This is a genomic window from Streptomyces griseocarneus, assembly GCF_014655595.1.
Taxonomy (GTDB): Bacteria; Actinomycetota; Actinomycetes; order Streptomycetales; family Streptomycetaceae; genus Streptomyces; species Streptomyces griseocarneus.
Genome location: NZ_BNBL01000007.1, coordinates 169,030 through 194,196, shown reverse-complemented (window position 1 = coordinate 194,196; position 25,167 = coordinate 169,030). Strand labels below are relative to the sequence as shown.

General features: G+C 71.9%; 23 protein-coding genes. 5 read left to right on the top strand and 18 right to left on the bottom strand.

Annotated elements, in window-relative coordinates; translation table 11 throughout:
• Positions 1 to 148 precede the first annotated feature (148 nt).
• Genes IE295_RS19495 through IE295_RS19485 form a run of 3 tightly spaced genes read left to right on the top strand, consistent with a single transcriptional unit; the run spans position 149 to position 3,777 of the window.
• Complete coding sequence (locus IE295_RS19495) at positions 149 to 1,198, top strand: quaternary amine ABC transporter ATP-binding protein (RefSeq protein ID WP_190064979.1); 1,050 nt, start codon at positions 149 to 151, stop codon at positions 1,196 to 1,198.
• Positions 1,191 to 3,002 (top strand): ABC transporter permease/substrate binding protein, encoded by a 1,812-nt coding sequence (locus IE295_RS19490; protein WP_190064978.1) that lies wholly within the window; start codon positions 1,191 to 1,193, stop codon positions 3,000 to 3,002. Before IE295_RS19495 ends, IE295_RS19490 begins: the two co-directional genes overlap by 8 nt.
• Positions 3,003 to 3,024: 22 nt before the next feature.
• Positions 3,025 to 3,777: a helical backbone metal receptor gene (locus IE295_RS19485; RefSeq protein WP_190064977.1), complete on the top strand. Its 753-nt coding sequence runs from the start codon at positions 3,025 to 3,027 to the stop codon at positions 3,775 to 3,777.
• Here the strand turns inward: IE295_RS19485 and IE295_RS19480 are convergent.
• Positions 3,704 to 4,828, bottom strand: a complete 1,125-nt coding sequence (locus IE295_RS19480; RefSeq protein ID WP_190064976.1) for a TDT family transporter — start codon at positions 4,826 to 4,828, stop codon at positions 3,704 to 3,706. The two genes, IE295_RS19485 and IE295_RS19480, sit on opposite strands and share 74 nt — an antisense overlap.
• Before the next feature lie 70 nt (positions 4,829 to 4,898).
• Here IE295_RS19480 and IE295_RS19475 point away from each other — a divergent pair, with 70 nt between their 5' ends.
• Positions 4,899 to 5,819, top strand: a complete 921-nt coding sequence (locus IE295_RS19475) for a LysR family transcriptional regulator (RefSeq protein ID WP_190064975.1) — start codon at positions 4,899 to 4,901, stop codon at positions 5,817 to 5,819.
• A 42-nt stretch (positions 5,820 to 5,861) separates the two neighbouring features.
• On the opposite strand, the gene IE295_RS19470 is transcribed toward IE295_RS19475, so the two are convergent.
• From IE295_RS19470 to IE295_RS19415, 12 genes are all read right to left on the bottom strand, one after another.
• A complete protein-coding gene (locus IE295_RS19470) occupies positions 5,862 to 8,687 on the bottom strand; it encodes a DEAD/DEAH box helicase (RefSeq protein WP_190064974.1) in 2,826 nt (941 codons plus the stop codon).
• Positions 8,688 to 8,731: 44 nt separating this feature from the next.
• Positions 8,732 to 9,625 (bottom strand): diacylglycerol kinase, encoded by an 894-nt coding sequence (locus IE295_RS19465; protein ID WP_190064973.1) that lies wholly within the window; start codon positions 9,623 to 9,625, stop codon positions 8,732 to 8,734.
• A 47-nt stretch (positions 9,626 to 9,672) separates the two neighbouring features.
• Positions 9,673 to 10,611: a twin-arginine translocase subunit TatC gene (gene tatC, locus IE295_RS19460; RefSeq protein ID WP_190064972.1), complete on the bottom strand. Its 939-nt coding sequence runs from the start codon at positions 10,609 to 10,611 to the stop codon at positions 9,673 to 9,675.
• 68 nt (positions 10,612 to 10,679) lie between these two features.
• On the bottom strand, positions 10,680 to 10,961 hold the full coding sequence (gene tatA / locus IE295_RS19455) for a Sec-independent protein translocase subunit TatA (RefSeq protein WP_190064971.1): 282 nt from the start codon (positions 10,959 to 10,961) through the stop codon (positions 10,680 to 10,682).
• Positions 10,962 to 11,180: 219 nt separating this feature from the next.
• On the bottom strand, positions 11,181 to 11,390 hold the full coding sequence (locus IE295_RS19450) for a hypothetical protein (RefSeq protein WP_190064970.1): 210 nt from the start codon (positions 11,388 to 11,390) through the stop codon (positions 11,181 to 11,183).
• A 92-nt stretch (positions 11,391 to 11,482) separates the two neighbouring features.
• Positions 11,483 to 11,722 (bottom strand): hypothetical protein, encoded by a 240-nt coding sequence (locus tag IE295_RS19445; protein ID WP_107431044.1) that lies wholly within the window; start codon positions 11,720 to 11,722, stop codon positions 11,483 to 11,485.
• A 35-nt stretch (positions 11,723 to 11,757) separates the two neighbouring features.
• Positions 11,758 to 12,720, bottom strand: coding sequence for a helix-turn-helix transcriptional regulator (locus IE295_RS19440; protein WP_190064969.1), 963 nt, complete (start codon positions 12,718 to 12,720; stop codon positions 11,758 to 11,760).
• 21 nt (positions 12,721 to 12,741) lie between these two features.
• The gene (locus tag IE295_RS19435; RefSeq protein ID WP_190064968.1) at positions 12,742 to 13,713 is read right to left on the bottom strand and encodes a helix-turn-helix transcriptional regulator; all 972 of its coding nucleotides are present in this window, start codon (positions 13,711 to 13,713) and stop codon (positions 12,742 to 12,744) included.
• Between the two features lie 116 nt (positions 13,714 to 13,829).
• Entirely contained in the window at positions 13,830 to 14,204 is a 375-nt protein-coding gene (locus IE295_RS19430; protein ID WP_190064967.1) for an FKBP-type peptidyl-prolyl cis-trans isomerase, read from the bottom strand.
• Between the two features lie 65 nt (positions 14,205 to 14,269).
• The gene (locus IE295_RS19425) at positions 14,270 to 15,253 is read right to left on the bottom strand and encodes an FKBP-type peptidyl-prolyl cis-trans isomerase (protein WP_190064966.1); all 984 of its coding nucleotides are present in this window, start codon (positions 15,251 to 15,253) and stop codon (positions 14,270 to 14,272) included.
• A gap of 153 nt (positions 15,254 to 15,406) precedes the next feature.
• Entirely contained in the window at positions 15,407 to 16,768 is a 1,362-nt protein-coding gene (gene pafA / locus IE295_RS19420; RefSeq protein ID WP_190064965.1) for a Pup--protein ligase, read from the bottom strand.
• Between the two features lie 9 nt (positions 16,769 to 16,777).
• Positions 16,778 to 18,046, bottom strand: coding sequence for an MFS transporter (locus tag IE295_RS19415; protein WP_190065148.1), 1,269 nt, complete (start codon positions 18,044 to 18,046; stop codon positions 16,778 to 16,780).
• A 267-nt stretch (positions 18,047 to 18,313) separates the two neighbouring features.
• Here IE295_RS19415 and IE295_RS19410 point away from each other — a divergent pair, with 267 nt between their 5' ends.
• Positions 18,314 to 19,351, top strand: coding sequence for a LacI family DNA-binding transcriptional regulator (locus IE295_RS19410; protein ID WP_224323199.1), 1,038 nt, complete (start codon positions 18,314 to 18,316; stop codon positions 19,349 to 19,351).
• Here the strand turns inward: IE295_RS19410 and prcA are convergent.
• The 5 genes from prcA to arc all read right to left on the bottom strand — a co-directional run bounded on the left by prcA (position 19,348) and on the right by arc (position 25,109).
• Positions 19,348 to 20,112 (bottom strand): proteasome subunit alpha, encoded by a 765-nt coding sequence (gene prcA, locus IE295_RS19405; RefSeq protein WP_190064963.1) that lies wholly within the window; start codon positions 20,110 to 20,112, stop codon positions 19,348 to 19,350. The genes IE295_RS19410 and prcA overlap by 4 nt on opposite strands.
• Positions 20,113 to 20,158: 46 nt before the next feature.
• Positions 20,159 to 21,001, bottom strand: a complete 843-nt coding sequence (prcB, locus tag IE295_RS19400) for a proteasome subunit beta (RefSeq protein ID WP_190064962.1) — start codon at positions 20,999 to 21,001, stop codon at positions 20,159 to 20,161.
• Between the two features lie 109 nt (positions 21,002 to 21,110).
• A complete protein-coding gene (locus tag IE295_RS19395) occupies positions 21,111 to 21,329 on the bottom strand; it encodes a ubiquitin-like protein Pup (protein ID WP_086569168.1) in 219 nt (72 codons plus the stop codon).
• A 182-nt stretch (positions 21,330 to 21,511) separates the two neighbouring features.
• On the bottom strand, positions 21,512 to 23,023 hold the full coding sequence (dop, locus tag IE295_RS19390; RefSeq protein WP_190064961.1) for a depupylase/deamidase Dop: 1,512 nt from the start codon (positions 23,021 to 23,023) through the stop codon (positions 21,512 to 21,514).
• A 319-nt stretch (positions 23,024 to 23,342) separates the two neighbouring features.
• Positions 23,343 to 25,109 (bottom strand): proteasome ATPase, encoded by a 1,767-nt coding sequence (gene arc / locus IE295_RS19385; RefSeq protein WP_190064960.1) that lies wholly within the window; start codon positions 25,107 to 25,109, stop codon positions 23,343 to 23,345.
• Positions 25,110 to 25,167: the final 58 nt, after the last annotated feature.

The window sequence follows — 25,167 nt, the reverse complement described above, 5'->3', positions numbered from 1 at the left end:
ATGCCGCACGCCACCGACAGCACCCCACCGCCATGTGAAGCGGATCACGTTCGGTTTGCCCCTAATGGCCCGGGGCAGGCGCGAGCCCGGAAGTGGCCCGGCCTGCTGGGGGAGGCGGCCGGGATCGAGTTCTACCCGAGAGGTCTATGTGTCCAGGCTGAAGGCCGAGCACCTGTACAAGGTGTTCGGCAGACGACCCGAAGCAGCCGTCCGCCGGCTCGAGGACGGCGCGAGCCGCGACGAGCTGCGCGCCGACGGCACCACCGCGGCGGTGATCGACGCGTCGTTCGAGGTCGAGGCCGGCCAGATCTTCGTGGTGATGGGCCTCTCCGGGTCCGGCAAGTCCACGCTGCTGCGCATGCTGAACGGACTGCTGGAGCCGACCGCCGGCAGCGTCCTCTACGACGGCCGCGACCTGACCGCGCTGTCCCCGCGCGAGCTGCGCGAGGTGCGCTCGAGCAACATCAGCATGGTCTTCCAGCACTTCGCGCTCTTCCCCCACCGCAGCGTGCTGGAGAACGCCGCCTACGGCCTCGAGGTCCGCGGCGTCCCGCGCCGCGAGCGCGAGGAGCGGGCGGCCGAGGCCCTGGAGCTGGCCGGCCTGGCCGGCTGGGAGACCTCCTGGCCCGATGAGCTCTCCGGCGGCATGCAGCAGCGCGTGGGCCTCGCCCGCGCGCTGGCCACCGACGCCGACCTGCTGCTGATGGACGAGTCCTTCAGCGCGCTGGACCCGCTGATCCGGCGCGACATGCAGGACCAGCTGCTTGACCTGCAGAAGCGGCTGAAGAAGACCATCGTCTTCATCACCCACGACCTCAACGAGGCCATGCGCCTGGGCGACCGCATCGCCGTCATGCGCGACGGCCGGATCGTGCAGAACGGCACCGCCGAGGACATCCTCGTCCGCCCGGCCGACGACTACGTCGCCTCCTTCATCCAGGACGTCGACCGCTCCCGCGTGCTCACCGCCGGTTCGATCATGGACGAGCCGTCCGCCGCCGTCCCGCACACGACCGCCACCGTCGACGCCGACACCCCCGTGGCCGAGCTGTTCACGACCCTCTCCCACAGCGACACCCCCGTCGCCGTCACCGGCCGGGACGGCGAGCCGGCCGGCGTCGTCACCCGCGAGGGGCTGCTGGCCGCGCTGGGCGAACAACCCCACGCCGCCACGGAGGAAGTGACCGCCCGTGCCTAGCATCAACCTCGGCGGCTGGGCGGAGAGCGCCGTCGGCTGGCTGCAGTCGCACCTCTCCTGGCTCTTCGACGCCGTCAACACCGTGCTGACCGGGCTGTACGAGGGCGTGGACGCCGTCATCGGCGCGCCCGACGCGCTGATCGTCGCCGGCATCCTCGCCGTCCTCGCCTGGTGGCTGCGCGGCCTGGGCGCCGGCCTGCTCGCCTTCGCCGGACTCGCGCTGATCGACTCCTTCGGGCTGTGGGACGAGGCGACGGCGACGCTCTCACTCGTCCTCGTCGCCAGCCTCATCACCCTGCTCGTGGCCGTCCCGCTCGGCATCTGGGCGGCGCGCTCCCGCCGGGTCAGCGGCGTGCTGCGGCCCGTGCTGGACGTCATGCAGAACATGCCCGCCTTCGTCTACCTGATCCCGGGCGTGATGTTCTTCTCCATCGGGCCCATCCCCGGCCTGATCGCCACCATCGTCTTCTCGATGCCCCCGGGCGTGCGGATGACCGAGCTCGGCATCCGCCAGGTCGACGGCGAACTCGTCGAGGCCGCCCGGGCCTTCGGCACCACCCCGCGCGACACCCTCGTGCGCGTCCAGCTCCCGCTGGCCCTGCCCACCATCATGGCGGGCGTCAACCAGGTGATCATGCTGGCGCTGTCCATGGTCGTCATCGCCGGCATGGCCGGCGCCGGCGGTCTCGGCGAGGCCGTGTACTCCGCCGTCACCAAGGTCGACATCGGCGGCGGCGTCGAGAGCGGCCTGGCGGTCGTCGTCCTCGCCATGTACCTCGACCGCATGACCGCGGCGCTCGGCAAGCGGGTCTCCCCGCTCGGCCGCCGGGCCGAGGCCAAGGCCGCCGCCTCGGCGCGCCGGGCCGCCCCCGCGGTCCTGGGCTACCGGCCCGGCACGGCGGTGGCCACCGTCGGCATCGTCGTCCTCGCGCTCGTCGGGGGCGGCCTGCACCTCGCCGGCGGCGGCGACGACCGCCAGAGCGTGGCCGCCGGCAAGAACATCGGCCAGGGCAAGCACATCAAGCTCGGGTACTTCCCGTGGGACGAGGCCGTCGCCACCACCTACCTCTGGCAGAACGTCCTCGAGGACCGCGGCTACAAGCCCCAGGTCCAGCAGCTCGACCCGGGCCCGCTCTACACCGCCCTCGCCCAGGGCCAGATGGACCTGCAGTTCGACGCCTGGCTGCCCACGACGCACAAGCAGTACATGGACCGCTACGGCGACAAGCTCGCCGACCTCGGCTCCTGGTACGGCCCCACCTCGCTGGAGCTGTCCGTGCCCTCCTACGTCAAGGGCGTCGACTCCCTGGCCGACCTCAAGGGCAAGGGCGCGCTGTTCGGCGGAAAGATCACCGGCATCGAGGCCAGCGCCGGCATGATGGCCAGGCTCAACGACACCGTGCTCAAGGAGTACGGCCTGGACGGCGAGTACAAGGTCGTCTCGTCCTCCACCTCCGCGATGCTCGCCGACCTCGACCGGGCCATCAAGAAGAAGGAGCCCATCGTCACCACGCTCTGGTCGCCGCACTGGGCGTACGGCACGCACGACCTGAAGAAGCTCAAGGACCCCAAGGGCGCCTGGGGCAAGGGCGAGGAGATCCACGCGGTGGGCAAGAAGGACTTCGCCAAGGACTTCCCGCGCGTCACCCAGTGGGTGAAGGACTTCCGCATGAGCGAGAAGGACCTCTCCTCGCTCGAGGCGGAGATCCAGAGCGGCGGCAAGGGCAAGGAGAAGGAGTCCGCCCGCCGCTGGCTCGACGCCCACCCGGGCTTCGCCGACAGGATGGCGCCTGTCGGCACCTGACGAACAGGCGTACGGTGGGGCCGTGACTCCACGGACCAGGGCCCGCCCCGCCGTACGCCGCGTCGTCTCCCTGGTCCCCTCGCTGACCGAGGCCGTGGCCGCCACGGCCCCGGAGCTGCTCGTCGGGGCCACCGACTGGTGCGAACACCCCGCGGACCTCGACGTCGTCCGCGTCAGGGGCACCAAGAACCCCGACGTGGCACGGATCGTGGCCCTCGCCCCCGACCTCGTCATCGCCAACGAGGAGGAGAACCGCGCCCCCGACCTCGGCGCCCTGCGGGCGGCCGGGCTGGACGTCCTCGTCACCGAAGTCCGCACGCTCGGGCAGGCGTTCGCCGAGCTGGAGCGCGTCCTGGTGCGCGGCTGCCGCCTGGCCCGGCCCGCCTGGCTCGACGACGCGCGCGACGCCTGGCGCGACGTACGGGCGGACGCTCCCCCGGTACGGGCCGTGGTGCCCGTGTGGCGCAGGCCCTGGATGGTGCTGGGCCGGGACACCTTCGCCGGCGACGTCCTCGCCCGCCTCGGCGTGCTCAACGTCCACGCCGGGCACGCCGAGCGCTACCCCCGCATCCCGCTCGAGGAGCTCAACTCCTGCGGTGCGGAGCTGGTCGTGCTGCCCGACGAGCCGTACCGCTTCGGCGCGGACGACGGGCCGGAGTCCTTTCCCGGCCTGCCGTCCGCGCTCGTCAGCGGGCGTCATCTCACGTGGTACGGGCCATCGCTGGCACAGGCGCCGACGGTGCTGGGCGCGGCGCTGCGAGCAGCCGGCCGCTGACCAGCCCGGCCGCCGTGCGGGTTGCCGCGACCGCCCAGGCGGCCACCAGCAGGACGTACAGCCCGCCGGCCGCCCAGGTCAGGGCGGACAGTCCGGTGTGCCGGGCGAGGCCGGCGGCGCCCGTGACGCACGTGCCGACGGGGAAGGTGAAGGCCCACCAGGTCATCGCGAAGCCCATGCCGCCGCGGAAGGCGCGGACCGCCATGGCGCCCGCCAGGGCCAGCCACAGCAGGGCGAAGCCCATGACGGGGACGCCGTAGAGCACCGCGAAGCCGCCCAGGGCCTCGGCGTAGGGGGCCGCGACCGCGCCCCGTGCGACGTCGGCCAGGTTGCCCACGGCGGTCGTGGACTGGCCCAGCGGGCCGAGGACGAGGAAGAGCGTGGGGGTCAGCACGAGCGGCAGCGGCCCGTGGTGGATCAGGCGCGCGACGACGGCGGGCAGGATGACCAGCGTCGCCAGCAGGCTCGCCCCGAACAGCGCGTAGCACCCCAGCAGCATCGCCTCCCGCCACTGGCCGGCCGCCAGGTGCGGCACGAGCGCGGGACCGGTCGCGGCCGAGACCATCGGCGCGACGACCGGCAGCAGCCACACGGGGGAGGCGTCGCCCGGCGCTATCCGGTGGCGGGTGACCATCAGATACGGAATGGCCGCCGCAGCGGCGAGCCCGATGCCGGTGCCGGCCACCCACAGCACGGCGTCGGCGGCCACGGCCGCCCGCTCGCCGATGACCCCGGAGCCGACGGAGAGCGTGGCCCCGCCGACGGCGAGCACGGCCATCGCCAGGCAGCCGTAGAAGGGGGCGACCGCCGGGTCGCCCAGGTGCCGCCGGGCCTGGTCCCGGTGGCGGGCCCAGTGGCCGGCGCGGGCGGCGAGGAGGGAGAGCAGGAGCAGCACGGCCAGCGCCCACACCGCCTCGTACGCCCCGCGCAGGCCCGGTGCGTGGAGGGGCAGGGCGGCCCCGGCGGACGCGACGATGGCGGTGCCCATGACGGTCGCGTACCAGTTGGGGCCGAGGTGGCGCAGGGGTGTGGGGTGGCTGTGCGTGCTCATGGTTCCAGCCTCTCCCCGGGGCGAGGCCCTCACCAGGGACGATGTGGCTATGAGGGCATAAGCTGGACTGATGAGTCAGGAGCCGGTCCGCGTGCCGCTGGCGCACCGGGTGCCCGACCTCGGGGCGCTCGAGCTGCTGCTCGCCGTGGCCCGGCTGGGCAGCCTGGGGCGGGCGGCGCGGGAGCTGGGCATCACCCAGCCCGCCGCGAGCGGCCGGCTGCGCGCCATGGAACGGCAGCTCGGGGTCGCGCTGGTGGAGCGCTCCCCGCGCGGTTCGCGGCTGACGGACGCCGGGGTGCTCGTCACGGACTGGGCGCGGCGGATCGTGGAGGCGGCCGAGGCCTTCGACGCGGGCGCGCAGGCCCTGCGGGGACGGCGCGACGCGCGCCTGCGGGTCGCCGCCAGCATGACCATCGCCGAGTACCTGCTGCCGGGCTGGCTGGTCGCGCTGCGCACGCAGCGGCCGGACACGGCCGTCTCGCTGCTGGCCGGCAACTCCGCCGCCGTCGCCGGTCGGCTGCTGGCCGGGGAGGCGGACCTCGGGTTCGTCGAGGGCCTGGACGTGCCGCCCGGCCTGGACGGCACGGTGATCGGCCACGACCGGCTCGTCGTCGTCACCGCCCCCGGCCACCCCTGGGCCCGGCGCGGCGCCCCGCTGCCCCCGGCCGAGCTGGCGGCGACCCCCCTGATCCTGCGCGAGCGCGGTTCGGGCACCCGTCAGGTGCTCGACGCGGCCCTCGCCGCGTGCGACGGGCCGGCGCCCCCGCTGCTGGAGCTGGCGTCGACGACCGCGGCCAAGGCGGCGGCCGTCAGCGGTGCCGGACCGTCGGTGCTGAGCGAGCTGGCGATCGACGAGGAGCTGGCCGCCCGGCGGCTGGTGGAGATCCCGGTCGCCGGCCTGCCGCTGCGCCGCGCCCTGCGGGCGGTCTGGCCGACGGGCCACCGCCCGACGGGCCCGGCCCGCGACCTGCTGGGGCTGACCGCCCGCTAGGGCGCGGCCGGGACCGGGCGTGCCGGGGTGGCTCAGCCCACCTCAGCCCACCGACGAGTACGCCACGACGCCGCGCAGCAGTCCGTCGACCGCCTTGCGGGCGTTGCGCGCGACGGGGCTGCCGGGCGGGGCCGCCGCCGCGATCTGGCCGAGGACGTCGATCAGCTGCTTCGTCCAGCGCACGAAGTCGCCCGCCGGCATGTCGATCTCCCGCAGCACCTCGTCCAGACCGTGGCCGGAGGCCCAGCGGTAGGCGGGCCAGGCGAAGCCGAGGTCCGGCTCGCGCTGGCCGACGCCCTCCGTCTGGTTGATCTTGTGCTGCTCCTCCAGGGCGTCGAGCCGGCCCCAGATGCGGACCATCTCGGCGAGGGCGTCCTGCGCCGGGCCCGCGGGCAGTTTCGGCGGGGCGGCGTCGTCGGCGGCGCGGGCCTCGTAGACCAGCGCGGAGGCGCAGGCCGCCAGCTCGGCGGGCTTCAGGCCGTCCCAGACGCCGTCGCGCAGGCACTCGGACGCCAGCAGGTCCAGCTCGCCGTAGAGCCGGGCCAGGCGGCGGCCGTTCTCCGTGACCTCGTCGCCGTGCAGATAGCCCAGCTCGCTCAGCAGCGCGCAGATGCGGTCGAAGGTCCGGGCGATGGTGTTCGTCCGGCCCTCGATGCGCCGCTCCAGCTGCCGGGTGTCGCGCTGCAGGCGGTAGTGGCGCTCGGCCCAGCGGGCGTGGTCCTCGCGCTCGTCGCAGCCGTGGCAGGGATGCGCGCGGATGGCGGTGCGCAGGCGGGCGATCTCGGTGTCGTCGGCGGCCGCGCCCCGGGCCCTGCGGTGCCGGTCGGGCTCGAGGTGACCGGCCTTGGTGCGCAGCGCGGAGGCGAGGTCGCGGCGGGACTGCGGGCTGCGCGGGTTGAAGGACTTGGGGATGCGCATCCGCTCCATCGGCTCGACCGGCACCGGGAAGTCGATCGGGGCGAGCCGCTTGACCTGCCGCTCGGCGGTGAGGACGAGCGGGCGCGGGCCGTCGTAGTGGTCGAAGCCGCGGTGGCGGTCGGTGCGGGCGGGCGCCACGCCCGGGTCGAGCACGAGCGCGAGGCCGGCGTACTTGCCCGTGGGCACGTGGATGACGTCGCCCGGCTTGAGCCGCTCCAGCGCGGCGGCCGCGGCGGCCCGCCGCTGGGACGCGCCCTGCTTGGCCAGCTCGGTCTCACGGTCCTTCAGCTCGCGGCGCAGGCGGGCGTACTCGTCGAAGTCGCCGAGGTGGCACTCGATCGCCTGGCGGTACCCGGCGAGGCCCTCCTCGTTCTTCTGGACCTGGCGGGAGATGCCGACGACCGACTTGTCCGCCTGGAACTGGGCGAAGGAGGTCTCCAGCAGCTCGCGCGAGCGGTGCCGGCCGAACTGCGAGACCAGGTTGACCGCCATGTTGTACGACGGCTTGAAGCTGGAGCGCAGCGGGTACGTGCGCGTGCCGGCCAGGCCCGCCAGCGCGCCCGGGTCCATGGCGCGCTGCCACAGCACCACGGCATGGCCCTCGACGTCGATGCCGCGGCGGCCGGCGCGGCCGGTGAGCTGGGTGTACTCGCCGGGGGTGATGTCGGCGTGCTGCTCGCCGTTCCACTTCACCAGCTTCTCCAGCACCACGGACCGGGCCGGCATGTTGATGCCCAGGGCCAGGGTCTCGGTGGCGAAGACGGCCTTGACCAGGCCCTTGACGAAGAGCTCCTCGACGACCTCCTTGAAGGTCGGCAGCATGCCCGCGTGGTGGGCGGCGATGCCGCGCTCGAGCCCCTCGAGCCATTCGAAGTAGCCCAGGACGTGGAGGTCCTCGTCGGGGATCGGGGCGCAGCGCTCCTCGACGATCTCGCGCACCCTGGCGCGGGCCGCGTCGTCGTTGAGCCGCAGGCCGGCGTAGAGGCACTGCTGGACGGCGGCCTCGCAGCCGGCGCGGCTGAAGATGAAGGTGATGGCGGGCAGCAGGCCCTCGGCGTCCAGGCGCTCGATGACCTCGGGGCGGCCGGGCGTCCAGATCCGGCTGCGCTGGCGGCGCTCGCGCTCGCGGTCTGCCTCGCGCACCATCTTGCCCCGGCGGCGGTCGCGGGGGTTGTAGACGCGGCTGTTCTCCATGCGGGCCATGCGCAGCAGGTCGGGGTTGACCTCGCGGCGGGCGGCGCCTCGGCCGCCGTGGTCGGTCTCCTCCTCGAAGAGGTCGTACATCCGCCGGCCGGCCAGCACGTGCTGCCACAGCGGGACGGGCCGCTCCTCGGAGACGATCACCTCGGTGTCGCCGCGGACGGTGTCCAGCCAGTCGCCGAACTCCTCGGCGTTGGAGACGGTGGCCGACAGGGAGACCAGCGTCACCGACTCGGGGAGGTGGATGATGACCTCCTCCCAGACGGCGCCGCGGAAGCGGTCGGAGAGGTAGTGCACCTCGTCCATGACCACGTGACCGAGGCCTATGAGCGCCTGCGAGCCCGCGTAGAGCATGTTGCGCAGGACCTCGGTGGTCATCACCAGCACGGGGGCGTCGGCGTTGACGCTGTTGTCGCCGGTCAGCAGGCCGACCTTGGCGGCGCCGTAGCGCCGGACCAGGTCGTTGTACTTCTGGTTGGAAAGGGCCTTGATCGGCGTGGTGTAGAAGCACTTGCGGCCCTGGGTGAGGGCCAGGTGGACGGCGAACTCGCCCACGATGGTCTTTCCGGAGCCGGTCGGCGCCGCGACCAGCACCCCTTTTCCGGCCTCCAGGGCCTTGCAGGCCTCTATCTGGAAGGGGTCCAGCTCGAAGTCGTACATCTCGCGGAAGGGGGCGAGCGCGGTGGCCTGCTCCGCGGCGCGCTGCCGTGCCAGGGCGTAGCGCTCAGCAGGGGACATGTCGTCGGTCATCTTGTCTACGAGCCTACCGGGGACCTCTGACAGCCACCCGATCTTTATCGAGCTCCCAGCAGACGCACGGCGGCGGGCACGGTCTCGGCGGTGAGCGGCAGCGGGCCCAGCGGCTCCCCGTCGGCGTAGCCGGTGACGCCGTCCGCCTCCAGGGTCACCTTCGCCGCCCGGTGGGTGGTCACGGCGGGGTGGCCGAGGTGGGTGCCGCGGTAGACCTTGGGGAAGACCGTGAGCAGCGTGGAGCGGCGGCAGGGGCCGACGACGGTGACGTCGAAGAGGCCGTCGTCCAGGCGGGCGCCCGCGCAGATGCGCATGCCGCCGCCGTACGAGCGTCCGTTGCCGACCGCGACCAGGGTGGCGTCGATGTGCTGCTCGGGGCCGTCGTCGAGCCGCAGCCGGTAGCGGATGGGGCGCAGCGCGGCCAGCTCGGCGAGCAGGGCCGCGTCGTAGCGCAGCCGGCCGGTGGGGAAGCGCATGCGGTTGCCGCGGTCGTTGACGCGTGAGTCGAAGCCGGAGGCGAGGACGGTGCCGAACCACCTCTCCCCCACCCTGCCGAGGTCGACGGCCCGGCCGCCGTCGCCCTTGAGGGAGGCGGCGACCACCCCGGCGGCGGCGACGGGGTCGCGTACGGGCAGGCCGGCGGCGCGGGCGAAGTCGTTGCCGGTGCCGACGGCCACCACGCCGAGGGGGGTGGGGGTGCCGGCGACGGCGCGCAGGGCCAGCGAGGTCATGCCGTCGCCGCCGACGGCTATCAGCGCGCCGGTGCCGCCCGCGACGGCCTCGTGGGCGCGCCGCAGCGCGTCCGGGCCGTCGGCGCCCACCACCGTACGGACGTGGAAACCGGCGTCCCGCAGCACGCGGGCGGCGGGCGCGGCCGCCCGGGCGCCGCGGCCCCGGCCGGCGGTGGGGTTGACGAATAACGTGATGTCGCTGGTCACCCGGGGACACTACCGGTCGCGGGGTGCGCCCGCGCGACCGGTCGCTCTCACGTCACGTCGTCGTAGCCCTTGCCGTGGCCGGCGGACTGCTCGGACAGCGGGGGCAGCGGCTCGGAGTCGCCGATGGGTTGCGGGCTGAGGTCCAGCGGTGCGGCCTCGTCGTCGGAGAGCAGCCGGTCGGGGTCCGCCTCGCGCTTGCGCTTGTCGTTCAGGAGCGCGATGCCGACCGCGATGAAGTACAGCACGATGATCGGGCCGGCCAGCAGGAACATCGAGAAGGGGTCGACGGTCGGGGTGGCCACGGCGGAGAAGATCGTGACGCACATGATCATGCCGCGCCACCAGCCCAGCATGCGGCGGCCGGTGAGCACTCCGCCGAAGTTGAGCATCATCAGCAGCAGCGGCAGCTCGAAGGAGAGCCCGAAGACGACCACGAGGCGGGTGACGAGGTCGATGAGCTCGTCGAGCGGCAGCAGGTTGTCGACCCCGCCCGGGGTGAACTCGATGAGGACCTTGGCCGCGGAGGGCAGCACCTTGTAGGCGAAGAAACCGCCCGCCGCGAAGAGCGGCACGCCCGCCGCGACGAAGCCCAGGGCGTACTTCTTCTCGGTCCTGTGCAGCCCCGGCGCGAGGAACGCCCACAGCTGGTAGAGCCACACCGGGCTCGCCAGCACCAGACCGGAGACCAGCGAGACCTTCACCATCAGGGTGAACGGTCCGACCAGGCCGGACATGGTGATGCTGGCGCACTGCTGGCGGGCGTCCTTGTTCGCGAGCTCCGCGAAGGAGATCTTGCAGCCGATCGCGTCCTGGATCGGGTGCTTGAAGACCTCGATGATGTCCTTGTAGTAGAAGGCCGCCACCACGGCGACGATCACGACGGCGAGGACGGACTTCGCCAGCCGGTTGCGCAGCTCACGCAGGTGCTCCGCGAGCGGCATCCGCCCCTCGGGGTCCTTCTCCTTCTTGCGGGCAGACTTCGGCAACCCACGTCCCTATTCTCGTGCGGCAGACGGACGCCCGAACGCGGCGGCCGTCTGAAGTCTGTCCGGGGTCAGCGCTGGGTCGTACGGTCGCTCGGCTCGCCGACCGGGCGGGAGGTCACGTCGCCGGGCGCGGCCTTGATCGTACGGGGGGCCTGCTCCGCGGCGGGCGGGTCGGCGGGGGCGGCGGCGTTGTCCTGGCCCTCGGACTTCATGGCCTTCGCCTCGCTCTTGAGGATGCGGGCGGACTTGCCGAGGGAGCGCGCCATGTCCGGAAGCTTCTTCGCACCGAACAGCAGGACGATGACGACGAGGATGAGGATGAGCTCCGGAGCTCCGAGCCGTCCGAACATAAGGATTTACCTTCTCACCGAAGCGGGATGGGTGTGGGACCGGCCGGCCGACCGGACATATGTCCATCAGCCGTACGGCAGCGATCGTAACGCGCAGGGGTAAACGCTCGGCAATCCCTGTGCATACTCCCAGTCGCGACCCTCCGCCTCGTCAACAGGGCCACCTCGACCAGCGTACCGTCCGTCCCGAAACCGCAGGAGAGCCCCCGTATGCGGCGATCAGCGGCCTTCGCGCAGCGTACGGGCGGTCTGCGCCGCCAGCGGGGACGCGGCCCGCTCCAGGTCCTCGGCGGCCCGGGTGATCCTCTGCGAGGCCTGGGAGACCTGCCGGGAGAGCCGCCGCACCTCGGCGAAGACGCGCGCGGCGAGGACCGCGAGGACGGCGATGCCGCAGAAGCCGAGGGCGATGGCGAGCATGGGCCAGAACATGAGGACGAGCCTATCGGGGGGAGAGGGACGGCCGGGTGAACACTTGGCCGGATCTCGCTGGTCGGACGGGGTGGGTCGGCGGACGGGACGGGTCAGGCGGTGATGTGCAGCCGCAGGGTGCGCACGCCGCCGTCGGTGAGCAGCTCGACGATCCGCTCACCGGCCGGCTTGCGGACGGCGGAGCCGCAGTCGGGGCAGGTGAAGGAGTAGAACGTGGTGCGGTCGCTGGCGCCGATCGCCAGCCGCAGCGCGCCGGCCGCCAGCTCGAAGCTGCCCCGGCAGTCGGGGCACGCGGCCTTGAAGACCGCGGCCACCGACGTCCTCGCGTCCATGACGTCCCCTGCCCCTTCCACCCTCGCCCTGCCCTTCACTCGCCGTACGCCGCGAGAGCCTCGCGCGCCGCCTCCCGCGCACTGTCGGACAGCTCGGGCGGGGAGACGATCCGCCCGTCCCGGCCCAGCCGCAGCGCCAGGCGGCGCAGCGAGGCGGGGTCGGGGGTGCGCAGCGCGATCCGCAGGCCGCCCTCGGGCAGCTCCTCGGCACTGTCGTGGGGGTAGTACTCGGCGACCCAGCGGCCGCCGGGGCCGACCTCGATGACCACCTCGGGGTCCTCGGCGGCGGGCTGCACCAGGCCCTCGGACAGGTCGCGCAGCTCGACCGGCGGGGGGTCGGAGGGCTCGTCGAGCAGTCGGATTTCGGCCACCCGGTCCAGGCGGAAGGTGCGCCGCGCCTCGGACAGCCGGCACCACGCCTCCATGTAGGTGTGGCCCACGGCGAACAGCCGGATCGGGTCGACCTCGCGCTCGGTGAGCTCGTCGCGCGCGGGCGAGTAGTACCGCAGCCAGACGCGGCGGCGCTCGGAGATCGCCCGGTCGGCGTCGGCGAAGACCCCGCCCTCGGACTCGAAGCGGACCGACAGCCGGGAGCTGGCGCCCGCCGCCTCGCCGGCCGCGGCCTCGATCTTGGCGGTGGCGCGCAGCAGCGCCTGCCGGTCGCTCTCGCGCAGGCCGGGCAGGGTGGCCACGGCCCGGGCCGCGACCAGCAGCGCGGTGGCCTCGTCGGCGGCCAGGCGCAGCGGCTCGCCGGTGCTGGTGCCCGAGGCGTCGGGGTTGTGCCACCAGATGCGGTCGCCGTCGGTGTCGATGTCCAGCAGGTCACCGCCCCGGAAGCTGGTGCCGCACATGGGCAGCACGTCGAGGTCGCCGATCAGCTCGTCCTCGGTGATGCCGAAGGCGCGGGCGACGTCGGCGACCCGGGCACCGGGGCGTTCGCGCAGGTAGGTGACCAGCGACAGCATGCGCCGGGTCTGGTCAATGGCGTTGGTGGCCATCAGAAGTCGCTCCCGTTCCTCTCAGCCCTTGGCCACGGCACGCAGCCGGTCGATCACATCGGCCCGCAGTTCGGCGGGTTCGAGCACGATCACGTCGGGCCCGAACTCCACCAGCCAGGCGTCCAGCCCGTGCCCGTAGGGGATCTCCAGCTCGTCCCAGCCGTCACCGAGGTCGCGGGTGGCGGCGGCGCGGGCCCGCAGCGGGTAGCCGTGGCCCGCCCGCACCTTGATCCGGGCCGTGCCGGTGGCCGTCTCCCCCGCCCAGCTCTCGACGGTCGTGCGGACCGTGACGTGGTCGGGCACGGGCGCGGTGAAGGGCAGGGACCGCGAGCGGACCTTGCCGGTGATGCGGGAGAGGCGGAAGACGCGCTCGGCCTGGCGGTCGCGGTCCCAGCCGGCCAGGTACCAGTGGCCGCGGCAGAACTCCAGGGCCCAGGGCTCCACACGGCGCTGCTCGGGGTGGACCGCGTTGGCCTTGCGGTAGTCGAAGACGACCGGGCGGCGGTCGCGGGCGGCGAGCATCAGGGGCTCGAAGGCCGCCTCGTGCACGGGGATGCGGGTCTCGAGGACGCTGTGGGTGCCGTACGCGTCCTCGGCCACCGGCATCCCGGCGGCGCGCAGCTTCTGCAGCGCCCCGCTGGCGGCGCCGGCCAGCCGGGCCTGCTGCCAGACCTTGGCGGCGAGGCCCAGGGCCGCGGCCTCCTCGACGTCGAGGGTGATCGCGGGGAGGCGGTTGCTGTCGCGGCGGGCGAGGTAGCCGGTCTCGCCGTCGAGGCCCTCGACGGTCTCGATGATCAGGCCCAGCTCGCGGAGGTCGTCCTTGTCGCGCTCGAACATCCGGTTGAAGGCGTCGTCGTTCCCGGACTCACCGACCGGGGCGGTTTCGATGTAAGCCTCGATCGAAGCCCGCAACTCCCCCTTGCTGAGCGGGCGGCGCGTGCCCAGCAGGCACAACGCCAGGTTCATCAGCCGCTCGGCCTTGGCAATCGCCATCGACGCCCTCTCTACTTGTGCTCTCAACCGTTGACCGTACCGCTCACGGCTCGTACGACAAAAGCCGAGGGCCCGTGCCAGGCAGGCACGGGCCCTCGGCCTTCGTTCGGGGTGTGTCAGACGGCGATCAGGTCGCAAACGAAGATCAGCGTCTCGCCCGGGGCGATGGCGCCGCCACCGGCGCCGCGGTCGCCGTAGCCGAGGTGGGCGGGGATGACCAGCTTGCGGCGGCCACCGACCTTCATGCCCTGGATGCCCTTGTCCCAGCCCTCGATGACCTGGCCGGCGCCGAGCTTGAACTCCAGCGGGTTGCCGCGGTTCCAGCTCGCGTCGAACTCCTCACCGGTGGACCAGGACACGCCCACGTAGTGGACCTTGACGAAGTCGCCGGCCTTGGCCACGGCGCCGTCGCCCTCCCAGATCTCGGTGATCTCGAGGTCGGTCGGGATGTCACCTTCGGGGAAGTCGATCTCGGGCTTCTCGATGTTCACGAACGTGCTCCTACGAATCAATCCTGCGGACAACCGTGCAATTCTGGCAGATCCCGATCAGAGGATCAGACCTTGCCCACGATGTCCACGACGAAGACCAGGGTGTTCTTGTCCAGCCCGCTGCCCGCCTGGCCCTCGTAGCCGAACTTCGGCGGGATCACCAGCTCCACCCGGTCCCCCACGTGCTTGCCGACCAGGCCCTTGTCCCAGCCCTGGACGACCGAGCCGGTGCCGATCTGGAACGCGGTGGCCCCGGAGTGGTCCCAGGAGGAGTCGAACTTCTTGCCGTCCTCCCACTTCACGCCCGTGTACTGGGCGATCAGGCCGTCACCGGCCTTGATCTCCGGGCCGCTGCCCTTGATCAGGACCTGGTCCTTGAGGTCCGTCGGCGGCTTGGTGTCCTTGGGAATGGTGATGTCCGCGGCCTTCTGGGCGTTGGCCTTGACCTCCGGCATGCCCTCCTCCGGCTTGGCCTGCTCGCCCTTGGCCTCGGCCTTGGAGTCGACCTTCTGGGCGCCGACGACGTCGATGACCCACACCAGGCCGTCCTCGGGCTTGACGCCCGCCTGCGGGTTGAGCTGGTCGCCGATCAGCGCCTTCGCCGTGCCCTCGACCTCGATGCGGGAGCCGGCCTTCTGGCCGATCACGGCGTCCAGCACCTTGGCGGGCATCTCCTGGCTGGGCTGGCCGAGCTGCTGCACCATCTGGCGGCGCGGGCCCTTGCTCCCCGACTTGTCCTGGGTCGCCCAGGTGCCGCCCAGCGGCTTGTTGTCCTTCATCGTCTGCCCGGCGAAGTCGAGGCGGACGAAGGAACCCTTCTCCGCCTTCGCGCCCGTGCCCTCGGTCAGGGTCTTGACGACGAGCTTGTCCGCCGGCTTGGTGTCCTTCGGCACGGAGATCTCGGGCTTCTCGCCGAACTTCCCCTCCACCGTCACCTTGGCGTCGGACGAGCCGCCGTCGTCGTCGGACCCGCACGCCGAGGCGGTCAGCAGCAGGACGGGCACGGCCAACGCCGCGGCGAGGCGACGCGCGTTCTTCGTGTGGTTCATGAAGTCCAACTCGGGCTATAGGGGTCGGCTGGGCAGTGCCCGTCACTCTACGGCCTGTATCGCGCCGATCAACCCCGTCCGACACGGTTGTGCGCCGGGTACGGTGAACCCGGCGCACACGCGTGCCCTTTGCGGCCTTCGCCGCCTCCGCCGTCACATTCCGGCGATGAGCTTCTCCACCCGGTCGTCCACCGACCGGAACGGGTCCTTGCACAACACCGTGCGCTGCGCCTGGTCGTTGAGCTTGAGGTGGACCCAGTCGACGGTGAAGTCCCGGCGCTGCTCCTGGGCCCGGCGGATGAAGTCGCCGCGCAGCCGGGCGCGGGTGGTCTGCGGCGGCACCGACTTGGCCTCGAAGATCTTGAGGTCGTTGCACACCCGGGCGGCCTGCCCCCGCCGCTCCAGGAGGTAGTACAGGCCCCGGCGGCGGTGGATGTCGTGGTAGGCGAGGTCTATCTGGGCGATCCTCGGGTGCGACATGGTGATGTTGTTCTTGGCGCGGTACCGCTCGATGAGCTGGTACTTCATCACCCAGTCGATCTCGGTGGAGATGCGGTCCAGGTCCTCGTCCCGGATCGCCTCCAGGGCGCGGCCCCACAGCTCGAGCACGCGCTCGACCGTGCCCGTGCGGATGCCGCGGCGCTCGCAGAAGTCCACGGCCTTCTCGTAGTACTCCTGCTGGACCTCCAGGGCGGAGGCCTCCCGGCCGCTGGCCAGGCGCACCTTGCGTCTGCCGGTGACGTCGTGGCTGACCTCGCGGATGGCCCGGATGGGGTTCTCCAGGGTCAGGTCGCGCATGACCGTACCGGCCTCGATCATGCGCAGCACGAGGTCGGTGGCGCCGACCTTGAGCAGCATCGTGGTCTCGGACATGTTGGAGTCGCCGACGATGACGTGGAGCCGACGATAGCGCTCGGCGTCGGCGTGCGGCTCGTCCCGGGTGTTGATGATGGGGCGCGAGCGGGTGGTGGCGGAGCTGACGCCCTCCCAGATGTGCTCGGCCCGCTGGCTGACGCAGTAGACCGCGCCGCGGGGGGTCTGCAGGACCTTCCCGGCGCCGCAGATCAGCTGCCGGGTGACCAGGAAGGGGATGAGGATGTCCGCGAGACGCGAGAACTCCCCGTGCCGCGCGACGAGGTAGTTCTCGTGGCAGCCGTAGGAGTTCCCGGCGGAGTCGGTGTTGTTCTTGAAGAGGTAGACGTCGCCCGCGATCCCCTCCTCGTGCAGGCGCCTCTCGGCATCGACGAGCAGGCCCTCGAGGATGCGCTCCCCCGCCTTGTCGTGGGTGACCAGCTCGGTCACGCTGTCGCACTCCGGTGTTGCGTATTCCGGGTGCGAGCCCACGTCGAGGTAGAGGCGAGCGCCGTTGCGCAGGAAGACATTGCTGCTGCGGCCCCAGGAAACGACACGGCGGAAGAGGTACCGCGCCACTTCGTCAGGGGACAGCCGGCGCTGTCCTCTGAAGGTGCACGTGACGCCGTACTCGTTCTCCAGCCCGAAAATGCGGCGGTCCATGCCTGAACACTACGCCTGATGCCCTGCGCTGAAACCGGGTTCGACAGCACCGCTTCGATCATTTTCCGACCGGGCCACCACGGGCGAGGGGACCGAGGGGGCTTGCAGGGAGCGCCGGGCCAGCACCATGACGACCAGGGCCGCGGCCCCGCCGCCCACCGCCACGAGGAAGCCCGCCCGGGCGCCGCCGGACTGCACCGCCGGTCCCACGAAGGCCGTCCCGATGGCCGCGCCGACGCCGAAGGAGGTCACCAGCCAGGAGAACGCCTCGGTCACCGTGCCGCGCGGCGCGTGCCGGTCCACCACCACGAAGGCGGTGGCCAGGCAGGGCGCGAGGAAGAGGCCCGCCACCGCGGCGAGGACCGTCATGGCCACCACGCCGGGCGTCAGCACCAGCGGCACGTAGAGCAGGGCCAGCCCGCCCACGAGCACCCGCAGGCGCTGCTCGGGGCTGCCGGGCCACTGCCGGGCGCCGTGGACGGAGCCGCCGATCAGGGCGCCGACGCCCAGGGCCGACAGCAGCCAGCCGGCGATGTTGCCGCCGTCGTGCGCGTCGCCGTAGGCGACCGCGGCGACGGCTATGGAGCCCAGCGCCGAGCCGATGAAGAAGAAGGCGCCGAGCAGCACCAGCAGCCCGCGGGAGCGCAGCGCGCCCAGCCAGTGCGCCTCGCGGGGCTCGCTCCGCCACTTCCGGGAGGGCGGCGAGGTGACCACCGCGAGGGCGCCGACGACGCCCATCAGGTGGAGGAGGTTCAGCGCGGCGGCCTCGGACCAGATCGCCACGACGCGGGTGACGATCAGCGGGCCGACCACGTAGATCAGCTCCTGCGCGATCGCGTCCAGCGAGTACGCGGCGTGAAGGTCGTCCTCGTTCTTCAGGACCGACGGCCACAGGGCCCGCAGACCGCCCTCGAGCGGCGGCGCGAAGAAGCCGGCCACGATCATGGCCAGGTAGGACAGGGGCAGCGGGTCGAGGCCGACGACGGTGAAGGCCGCCATGCCCAGCGCGGTCATCAGGGCCGAGGGCAGGATGACGCGGGGCTGGCCGTAGAGGTCGACGGCCCGGCCGAGCAGCGGCTGGCCGACGGCGTTGGCGACGCCGTAGACCGCGGAGAGCGCGCCGGCGAGGGTGTAGCTGCCGCCCTCGGCGCGCACGAAGAGCACGATCGCCAGCGCGGCCGTGGCGTTGGGCAGCCGCCCCACCAGGGTGCCGGTGAGCAGTCGCGCCGCGTGCCGCGTTCTGAGCATCTCGACGTATCCGCCGCCCGCCGCCGCCATGGTCCGCCTCTCGTGGAACCGGTCTGTTTTTGACAAGCCCGGTAGTCTTATGACCGAGCTATCCCGGTTTTACGTATAACTAGCGTCGTTATACGTACCATGGCGGCAGCCCGTGGGTCCACCCGCGCGGCTCGGCAGGCAGCGGAGAGGGGTGTCGCGGCGGTGGCGGAGGACAAGCGCGGGGGCGGGGACGACGGGGACGCGGGCGGGCGCTGGCCGACCGTCCGGGGCCGGCACGCGGCGGCCGCCCGGGCCACCAGCCGGGACGTGGCGCGCGCCGCGGGCGTCTCCCAGGCCACCGTCTCCCTGGTGATGGGCGGCAAGTGGCGGGGCCGGGTCTCCGAGCCCACCGCCGAGGCCGTGCGCGCCGCCGCCCGCGAGCTGGACTACCGCCCCAACCTCGCCGCCCGGAACCTGCGCCTGGGCCGCACCCGCACCGCGCTGCTGGTCGTCCCGGCACTCACCAACGAATTCTTCGCCGGCGTCTACACCGGCGCCGCCCGCGTCGCCGCCGAGCACGGCGTGGGCGTGGTGCTCTACCCCTCCCCGGAGGGCACCGGCCCGGCCCGCGACCCCTTCGCCTCGGCCCGGGCGACCCTCGACGGCGTGATCGCCTCCTCCATGGCGGCGGACGCCCTGAGCGACCTGCGCGAGGGCGGCCTGCCCCTGGTCATGCTGGACAGCGATCCCGACCGGACGGACGCCGTGGCGACCGTCAACCTCGACATCGCCGACGGCATGCGCCAGGTGACGGAGCATCTGCTGGCCCTGGGCCACCGCAGCTTCGCGCACATCGCGGCCGACATCGACTCCTGGACCTTCCGGGTCCGCGCCCGGGCCCTGGCCGACGCCGTGCGGGCCACGGCGGGCGCGGCGGTGGTGCGGACCGAGCCGGCCGCCATGACCGTGGCCGCCGGCCTGCGCGCGGCCGAGCGGGCGCTGACCGGGCCGGGCCCCCGCCCCACCGCGCTGATCTGCGACGACGACATCCTGGCGGCGGGCGCCTGCAAGGCCGCCCGGCGGCTGGGGCTGCGGGTGCCGGAGGAGGTGTCGGTGACCGGCTTCGACGACCTGTCGCTGGCGACCGCCGTCGAGCCGGAGCTGACCACCGTCCGCCTGCCCGCCGAGGCCGTGGGCGCGGCCGGGATGCGGGCGCTGGTGGCCGTGCTCGACGGGCAGCCCGCGACGACCACGACCGTGCCGGTGGAGCTGGTCACCCGGGGCACCAGCGGGCCCCACGACGACGCCGCGCGCCCCGGCGGACAGACCCGGCGGGGCGCGCGGCGTGAGGCGTCGGTGGGCTAGCCCTGCGGGCCGGCGTCCTCGCCCGGCTCGTCGGCCACGTCCGCCACGGACTCGGCGCCGGAGCCCTCCTCCAGCAGCCGCGAGAGCTGCCGGCCCAGCAGCCGCTTGAACTTCCGCTGCTGCGGCCGCGTCCGGTCCAGGACGGCGACCTCCAGCTGCTCGGCGGTCAGCGCGCGCTCGGTGCCGTTGGTGTCGCGGGCGAGCGAGGCCCGGGCGAGCTTGAGCGCCTCGGCGAGCGTCATCCCGTCGCGGTGCCGCTGGTCGAGGTAGTTGCTGATCTGGTCGGCGTTGCCGCCGACCGCGACCGAGCCGTGCTCGTCCACGATGGAGCCGTCGTGCGGCAGCCGGTAGATCTGGTCGTCCTCGGGGCCGGCCCCGACCTCGGCGACGATCAGCTCGACCTCGTACGGCTTCTCGCCGGCGCTGGAGAAGATCGTGCCCAGCGTCTGGGCGTAGACGTTGGCCAGGCCGCGGGCCGTGACGTCGTCCCGGTCGTAGGTGTAGCCGCGCAGGTCCGCGTAGCGCACGCCGCCGATGCGCAGGTTCTCGAACTCGTTGTACTTCCCGACCGCCGCGAAGGCGATCCGGTCGTAGATCTCGCTCACCTTGTGCAGCGCGCGGGAGGGGTTCTCGGCGACGAAGAGCACGCCGTCGTTGTACTGGAGGACCACGACGCTGCGGCCGCGCGCGATGCCCTTGCGGGCGTACTCGGCGCGGTCGGCCATGGCCTGCTGGGGTGAGACATAGAACGGCGTCGACACCGTTATCCGTCCCTTCTCGTGTGGGGTTCCGTCAGTGTCGAAGGCGTCACAGGAGCGCGGCCCGCGGGCCGTCGGGCTCCTGGAGCCGCCGTTCGTGAACGGCGCGGACGATCTCGGAGGCCTCGGCGTCGGTGAGCTTGCGGAAGCCCTCGTCGTTGATGACGGTGACGATGGGGTAGATGCGGCGCGCGAGGTCGGGTCCGCCGGTCGCCGAGTCGTCGTCGGCGGCGTCGTAGAGCGCCTGGACGACGAGCGTGGTGGCCTGCTGCTCCGTCAGGTCCTCACGGAAGAGCTTCTTCAGCGCACCGCGCGCGAACAGCGAACCGGAGCCCGTGGCCGCGTAGCCGTGCTCCTCGGAGCGCCCGCCGGTCACGTCGTAGGAGAAGATGCGGCCCTTCTGGCGGTCCACGTCGTAGCCCGCGAACAGCGGCACCACGGCCAGCCCCTGCATGGCCATGCCGAGGTTGCTGCGGATCATCGTCGACAGCCGGTTGGCCTTGCCCTCCAGCGAGAGCGAGACCCCCTCGACCTTCTCGAAGTGCTCCAGCTCCAGCTGGAAGAGCTTGACCATCTCCACGGCCAGCCCCGCCGTGCCGGCGATGCCCACCGCGGAGTACTCGTCGGCGGGGAAGACCTTCTCGATGTCGCGCTGCGCGATGACGTTGCCCATCGTGGCGCGCCGGTCACCGGCGAGCACCACCCCGCCCGGGAACGTGGCCGCGACGATGGTCGTGCCGTGCGGGGCCTCGATGACGCCCTGGGCCGGCAGCTGCCGGTTGCGCGGCAGCATCTCCGGCTGGTGCGCCCCGAGGAAATCCATGAACGACGAGGAGCCGGGCGTCAGGAAGGCAGCCGGCAGACGCCCTGTACTGGGAAAGTTGGCTTCCACACGAATCCTTCGAAGAGATCATCTAGAAATACTGAACGGGACCATACCCCCGGGCCGTCAAGCCGTCCGTCCCGTGCCCCGGCACGGGACACGGGACGGAGTGCCGGCCCTACTGCCCGCCCTTTTGCACGAACGAACGCACGAAGTCCTCGGCGTTCTCCTCGAGCACGTCATCGATCTCGTCCAGCACGGAGTCCACGTCGTCCGACAGCTTCTCCTGGCGCTCCTTGAGGTCCTCGGAGACCTGCGCGTCCTGCGCCTGCTCCTCGACCTCCTCTGTCGAACGCGTGGCCTTCTGCTGCCCGCCGCCGGTGTCCTTGGTCGCCATTGCCCTCACCCCGCTCGTGTTCCGACGAAACTTCCGGATGTAGCGCCGTACAAGATCAGACCCTACAAGCAGGGTCCGGCATCGGCCCTGCACTTGCTACAACGTCCCGGAACCACTCTGATGATTCCCTCATCCCGTGCTTCTCAGACCCTCCCCGGGCCATCGCCGGGCGGATCCCCGCCTCAGCCGCCCGACAGGACCCGCACCAGGTCCTCGGCCGTGCGACAGCGGTCCAGGAGCTCCTTGACGTGGTTGCGGGTGCCGCGCAGCGGCTCCAGCGTGGGGACCCGTTGCAGGGAGTCACGGCCGGGGAGGTCGAAGATGACCGAGTCCCAGGAGGCCGCGGCCACGTCCTCGGCGTACTGCTCCAGGCAGCGGCCGCGGAAGTAGGCGCGGGTGTCCTCGGGCGGGGCCGTACGGGCGCGGGCCACGTCGGCCTCGTCCAGCAGGCGCTTGATCCGGCCCCGGGCCGCCAGCCGGTTGTACAGGCCCTTGTCCGGCCGTACGTCCGCGTACTGCAGGTCCACCAGGTGCAGGCGGGCCGCGTCCCAGCCCAGGCCGTCGCGGCGGCGGTAGCCCTCGAGCAGCTCCCGCTTGGCCACCCAGTCCAGCTCCCCGGCCAGGCTCATCGGGTCGTGCTCGAGCCGGTTCAGCACGTCCTCCCATCGGGTGAGCACGTCCTTGGTCTGCTCGTCCGCGTCCGCCCCGAAGCGGTCCTCGACGTACTTGCGGGCCAGCTCGTAGTACTCCATCTGCAGCTGGACCGCCGTCAGCGTGCGGCCGCTGCGGAGCGTGATCAGGCGTCGCAGGGTGGGGTCGTGGCTGACCTGGTGGAGGGTGCGCACGGGCTGTTCGACGGCGAGGTCGGCGGCGATGAAGCCGTCCTCGATCATCGACAGCACCAGGGCGGTGGTGCCCAGCTTGAGGTAGGTGGAGATCTCCGAGAGGTTGGCGTCGCCGATGATCACGTGCAGCCGGCGGTACTTCTCGGCGTCGGCGTGCGGCTCGTCGCGGGTGTTGATGATGGGCCGCTTGAGGGTGGTCTCCAGGCCCACCTCCACCTCGAAGTAGTCGGCACGCTGACTGATCTGGAAGCCGTGCTCGTGGCCGTCCTGGCCGATGCCGACCCGGCCGGCGCCGGTGACGACCTGCCGGCAGACGAAGAACGGCGTCAGGTGGCGCACGATGTCCGAGAAGGGGGTCTCCCGCTTCATCAGGTAGTTCTCGTGGGTGCCGTAGGAGGCGCCCTTGTTGTCGGTGTTGTTCTTGTAGAGGTGGATCGGCTGGGCTCCGGGCAGCTGGGCGGCGCGCTCGGCGGCCTCGGCCATGATCCGCTCCCCCGCCTTGTCCCAGAGGACCGCGTCCCGGGGGTTGGTGATCTCCGGGGAGCTGTACTCCGGGTGGGCGTGGTCGACGTACAGGCGTGCGCCATTGGTGAGGATGACGTTGGCCAGCCCGATGTCCTCGTCGGTGAGCTGACTGGAGTCCGCGGCCTCGCGGGCGAGGTCGAAGCCGCGGGCGTCCCGCAGCGGATTCTCCTCCTCGAAGTCCCAGCGGGCACGGCGTGCCCGGTGCATCGCGGCCGCGTAGGCGTTGACGATCTGGGACGAGGTGAGCATGGCATTGGCGTTCGGGTGACCCGGGACGGAGATCCCGTACTCCGTCTCGATGCCCATTACTCGCCGTACGGTCATGCGGCCCTCCTTGCCCGGCGGCGCCCCCGGGTGGGGTCGCCGCTCAAGTACCGCTGCGCATCCAGAACGTGCACGGTCCCCGATCCCCCATTGCGCTCGGCGGCGGTACCGAAGAGCCTAGAACGGCTTTGCGGCCCTGGGGAGATCATTACAGTCATTGCTCCGGTTCTTGTGGCGGTCGGAAAACATCGCTTGTGCGAGTCCCACAAGTGGTGCAACACGTGGTGCAAAACGCGTCCGGCTGCGGACGCCCCGGGTCCTTCCCCGCCGGAGGCGGGGAAGGCAGAACAACAGGGACATCCGCAGCCGGACGGCGGTCTTACAGATACTGGCCGGTATTGGCCACGGTGTCGATGGAGCGGCCGGTGTCGGCGCCCTGCTTTCCGGTGACCAGGGTGCGGATGAAGACGATCCGCTCGCCCTTCTTTCCGGAGATGCGGGCCCAGTCGTCCGGGTTGGTGGTGTTGGGCAGGTCCTCGTTCTCCTTGAACTCGTCCACGCAGGCGGCGAGCAGGTGGGAGACCCGAAGACCCTTCTGGTTGTGGTCCAGGAAGGCCTTGATGGCCATTTTCTTGGCCCGGTCCACAATGTTCTGGATCATCGCCCCGGAATTGAAGTCCTTGAAATAGAGGACTTCCTTGTCACCATTCGCGTAGGTGACCTCCAGGAAGCGGTTCTCCTCGGATTCGGCGTACATCTGCTCGACGACCGACTGGATCATGCCCTCGACGGCCGCCCTGGCGGACCCGCCGTGCTCGGCGAGGTCGTCGGCGTGCAGGGGCAGGGTCTCGGTCAGGTACTTCGAGAAGATGTCCTTGGCGGCCTCGGCGTCCGGGCGCTCGATCTTGATCTTCACGTCGAGGCGGCCCGGGCGGAGGATCGCCGGGTCGATCATGTCCTCGCGGTTGGAGGCGCCGATGACGATGACGTTCTCCAGGCCCTCCACACCGTCGATCTCGGAGAGCAGCTGGGGGACGATGGTGTTCTCCACGTCCGAGCTGACCCCGGAGCCGCGGGTGCGGAAGAGGGAGTCCATCTCGTCGAAGAAGACGATGACCGGCGTGCCCTCGCTGGCCTTCTCCCGGGCGCGCTGGAAGATCAGCCGGATGTGCCGCTCGGTCTCGCCGACGTACTTGTTGAGCAGCTCGGGGCCCTTGATGTTGAGGAAGAAGCTCTTCCCCGCGGGCTTGCCGGTGACCTCGGCGACCTTCTTGGCAAGGGAGTTGGCCACGGCCTTGGCGATGAGCGTCTTGCCGCAGCCGGGCGGGCCGTACAGCAGCACGCCCTTGGGCGGCCGCAGTTCGTGCTCCTTGAAGAGGTCGGGGTAGAGGTAGGGGAGCTCGACCGCGTCGCGGATCAGCTCGATCTGGTTCCCCAGGCCGCCGATCTTCGTGTAGTCGATGTCCGGGACCTCTTCGAGGACGAGCTCCTCGACCTCGCTCTTCGGGATGACCTCGTAGACGTAGCCGGAGCGGGGCTCGAGCAGGAGGGCGTCGCCGGGGCGGATGGTGATGTCCAGCAGCGGCTCGGCGAGCCTCACCACCCGCTCCTCGTCGGTGTGCCCGATGACCAGGGCGCGTTCGCCGTCCTCGAGGATCTCCTTGAGGGTGACGATGTCGCCGTGCCGCTCGAACGCCATGGCGTCGACCACGTTGAGGGCCTCGTTGAGCATGACCTCCTGGCCGGGCCTGAGCTCCTCGAGGCCGACCCCGGGGCTGACGTTCACCCGGAGCTTGCGGCCCCCGGTGAAGATGTCGGCGGTGCCGTCCTCGTTCGCCACCAGGAAGACCCCGAAGCCGGCCGGCGGCTGCGCGAGCCGGTCGACCTCCTCCTTCAGGGCCACGATCTGGTCCCGGGCCTCGCGGAGGGTGTTCGCGAGGCGCTCGTTCTGTGCGGAGACGCCGGCCAGGTTCGTCTGGAGCTCGACGATCCGCTCTTCGAGAATCCTCGTGTGGCGCGGAGAGTCGGCGAGCTTGCGGCGCAGGACGGCGATCTCCTGCTCGAGATAGGCAACCTGGCCCGCGGGGTCGTCAGACCCTCGTCCCGGCCGGATGCCGCGGTTCATGTCGTCGTCGTGGGCTGCCACGGTCCTCACCTCCTCCAAGGGGAGCTGGACGCTTCCTGACCCTACCTGGGCCGGTGCA

Bases quoted from the DNA above. Each gene is read 5' to 3' on its own strand.
- tatA (WP_190064971.1), bottom strand. From the start codon at position 10,961: ATGTTCGGACGGCTCGGAGCTCCGGAGCTCATCCTCATCCTCGTCGTC.
- IE295_RS19440 (WP_190064969.1), bottom strand. From the start codon at position 12,720: ATGGCCACCAACGCCATTGACCAGACCCGGCGCATGCTGTCGCTGGTC.
- IE295_RS19395 (WP_086569168.1), bottom strand. From the start codon at position 21,329: ATGGCGACCAAGGACACCGGCGGCGGGCAGCAGAAGGCCACGCGTTCG.
- IE295_RS19425 (WP_190064966.1), bottom strand. From the start codon at position 15,253: ATGAACCACACGAAGAACGCGCGTCGCCTCGCCGCGGCGTTGGCCGTG.
- IE295_RS19475 (WP_190064975.1), top strand. From the start codon at position 4,899: ATGAGTCAGGAGCCGGTCCGCGTGCCGCTGGCGCACCGGGTGCCCGAC.
- pafA (WP_190064965.1), bottom strand. From the start codon at position 16,768: ATGGACCGCCGCATTTTCGGGCTGGAGAACGAGTACGGCGTCACGTGC.
- IE295_RS19445 (WP_107431044.1), bottom strand. From the start codon at position 11,722: ATGGACGCGAGGACGTCGGTGGCCGCGGTCTTCAAGGCCGCGTGCCCC.
- IE295_RS19415 (WP_190065148.1), bottom strand. From the start codon at position 18,046: ATGGCGGCGGCGGGCGGCGGATACGTCGAGATGCTCAGAACGCGGCAC.
- IE295_RS19470 (WP_190064974.1), bottom strand. From the start codon at position 8,687: ATGACCGACGACATGTCCCCTGCTGAGCGCTACGCCCTGGCACGGCAG.
- IE295_RS19480 (WP_190064976.1), bottom strand. From the start codon at position 4,828: ATGAGCACGCACAGCCACCCCACACCCCTGCGCCACCTCGGCCCCAAC.
- dop (WP_190064961.1), bottom strand. From the start codon at position 23,023: ATGACCGTACGGCGAGTAATGGGCATCGAGACGGAGTACGGGATCTCC.
- IE295_RS19450 (WP_190064970.1), bottom strand. From the start codon at position 11,390: ATGTTCTGGCCCATGCTCGCCATCGCCCTCGGCTTCTGCGGCATCGCC.
- IE295_RS19435 (WP_190064968.1), bottom strand. From the start codon at position 13,713: ATGGCGATTGCCAAGGCCGAGCGGCTGATGAACCTGGCGTTGTGCCTG.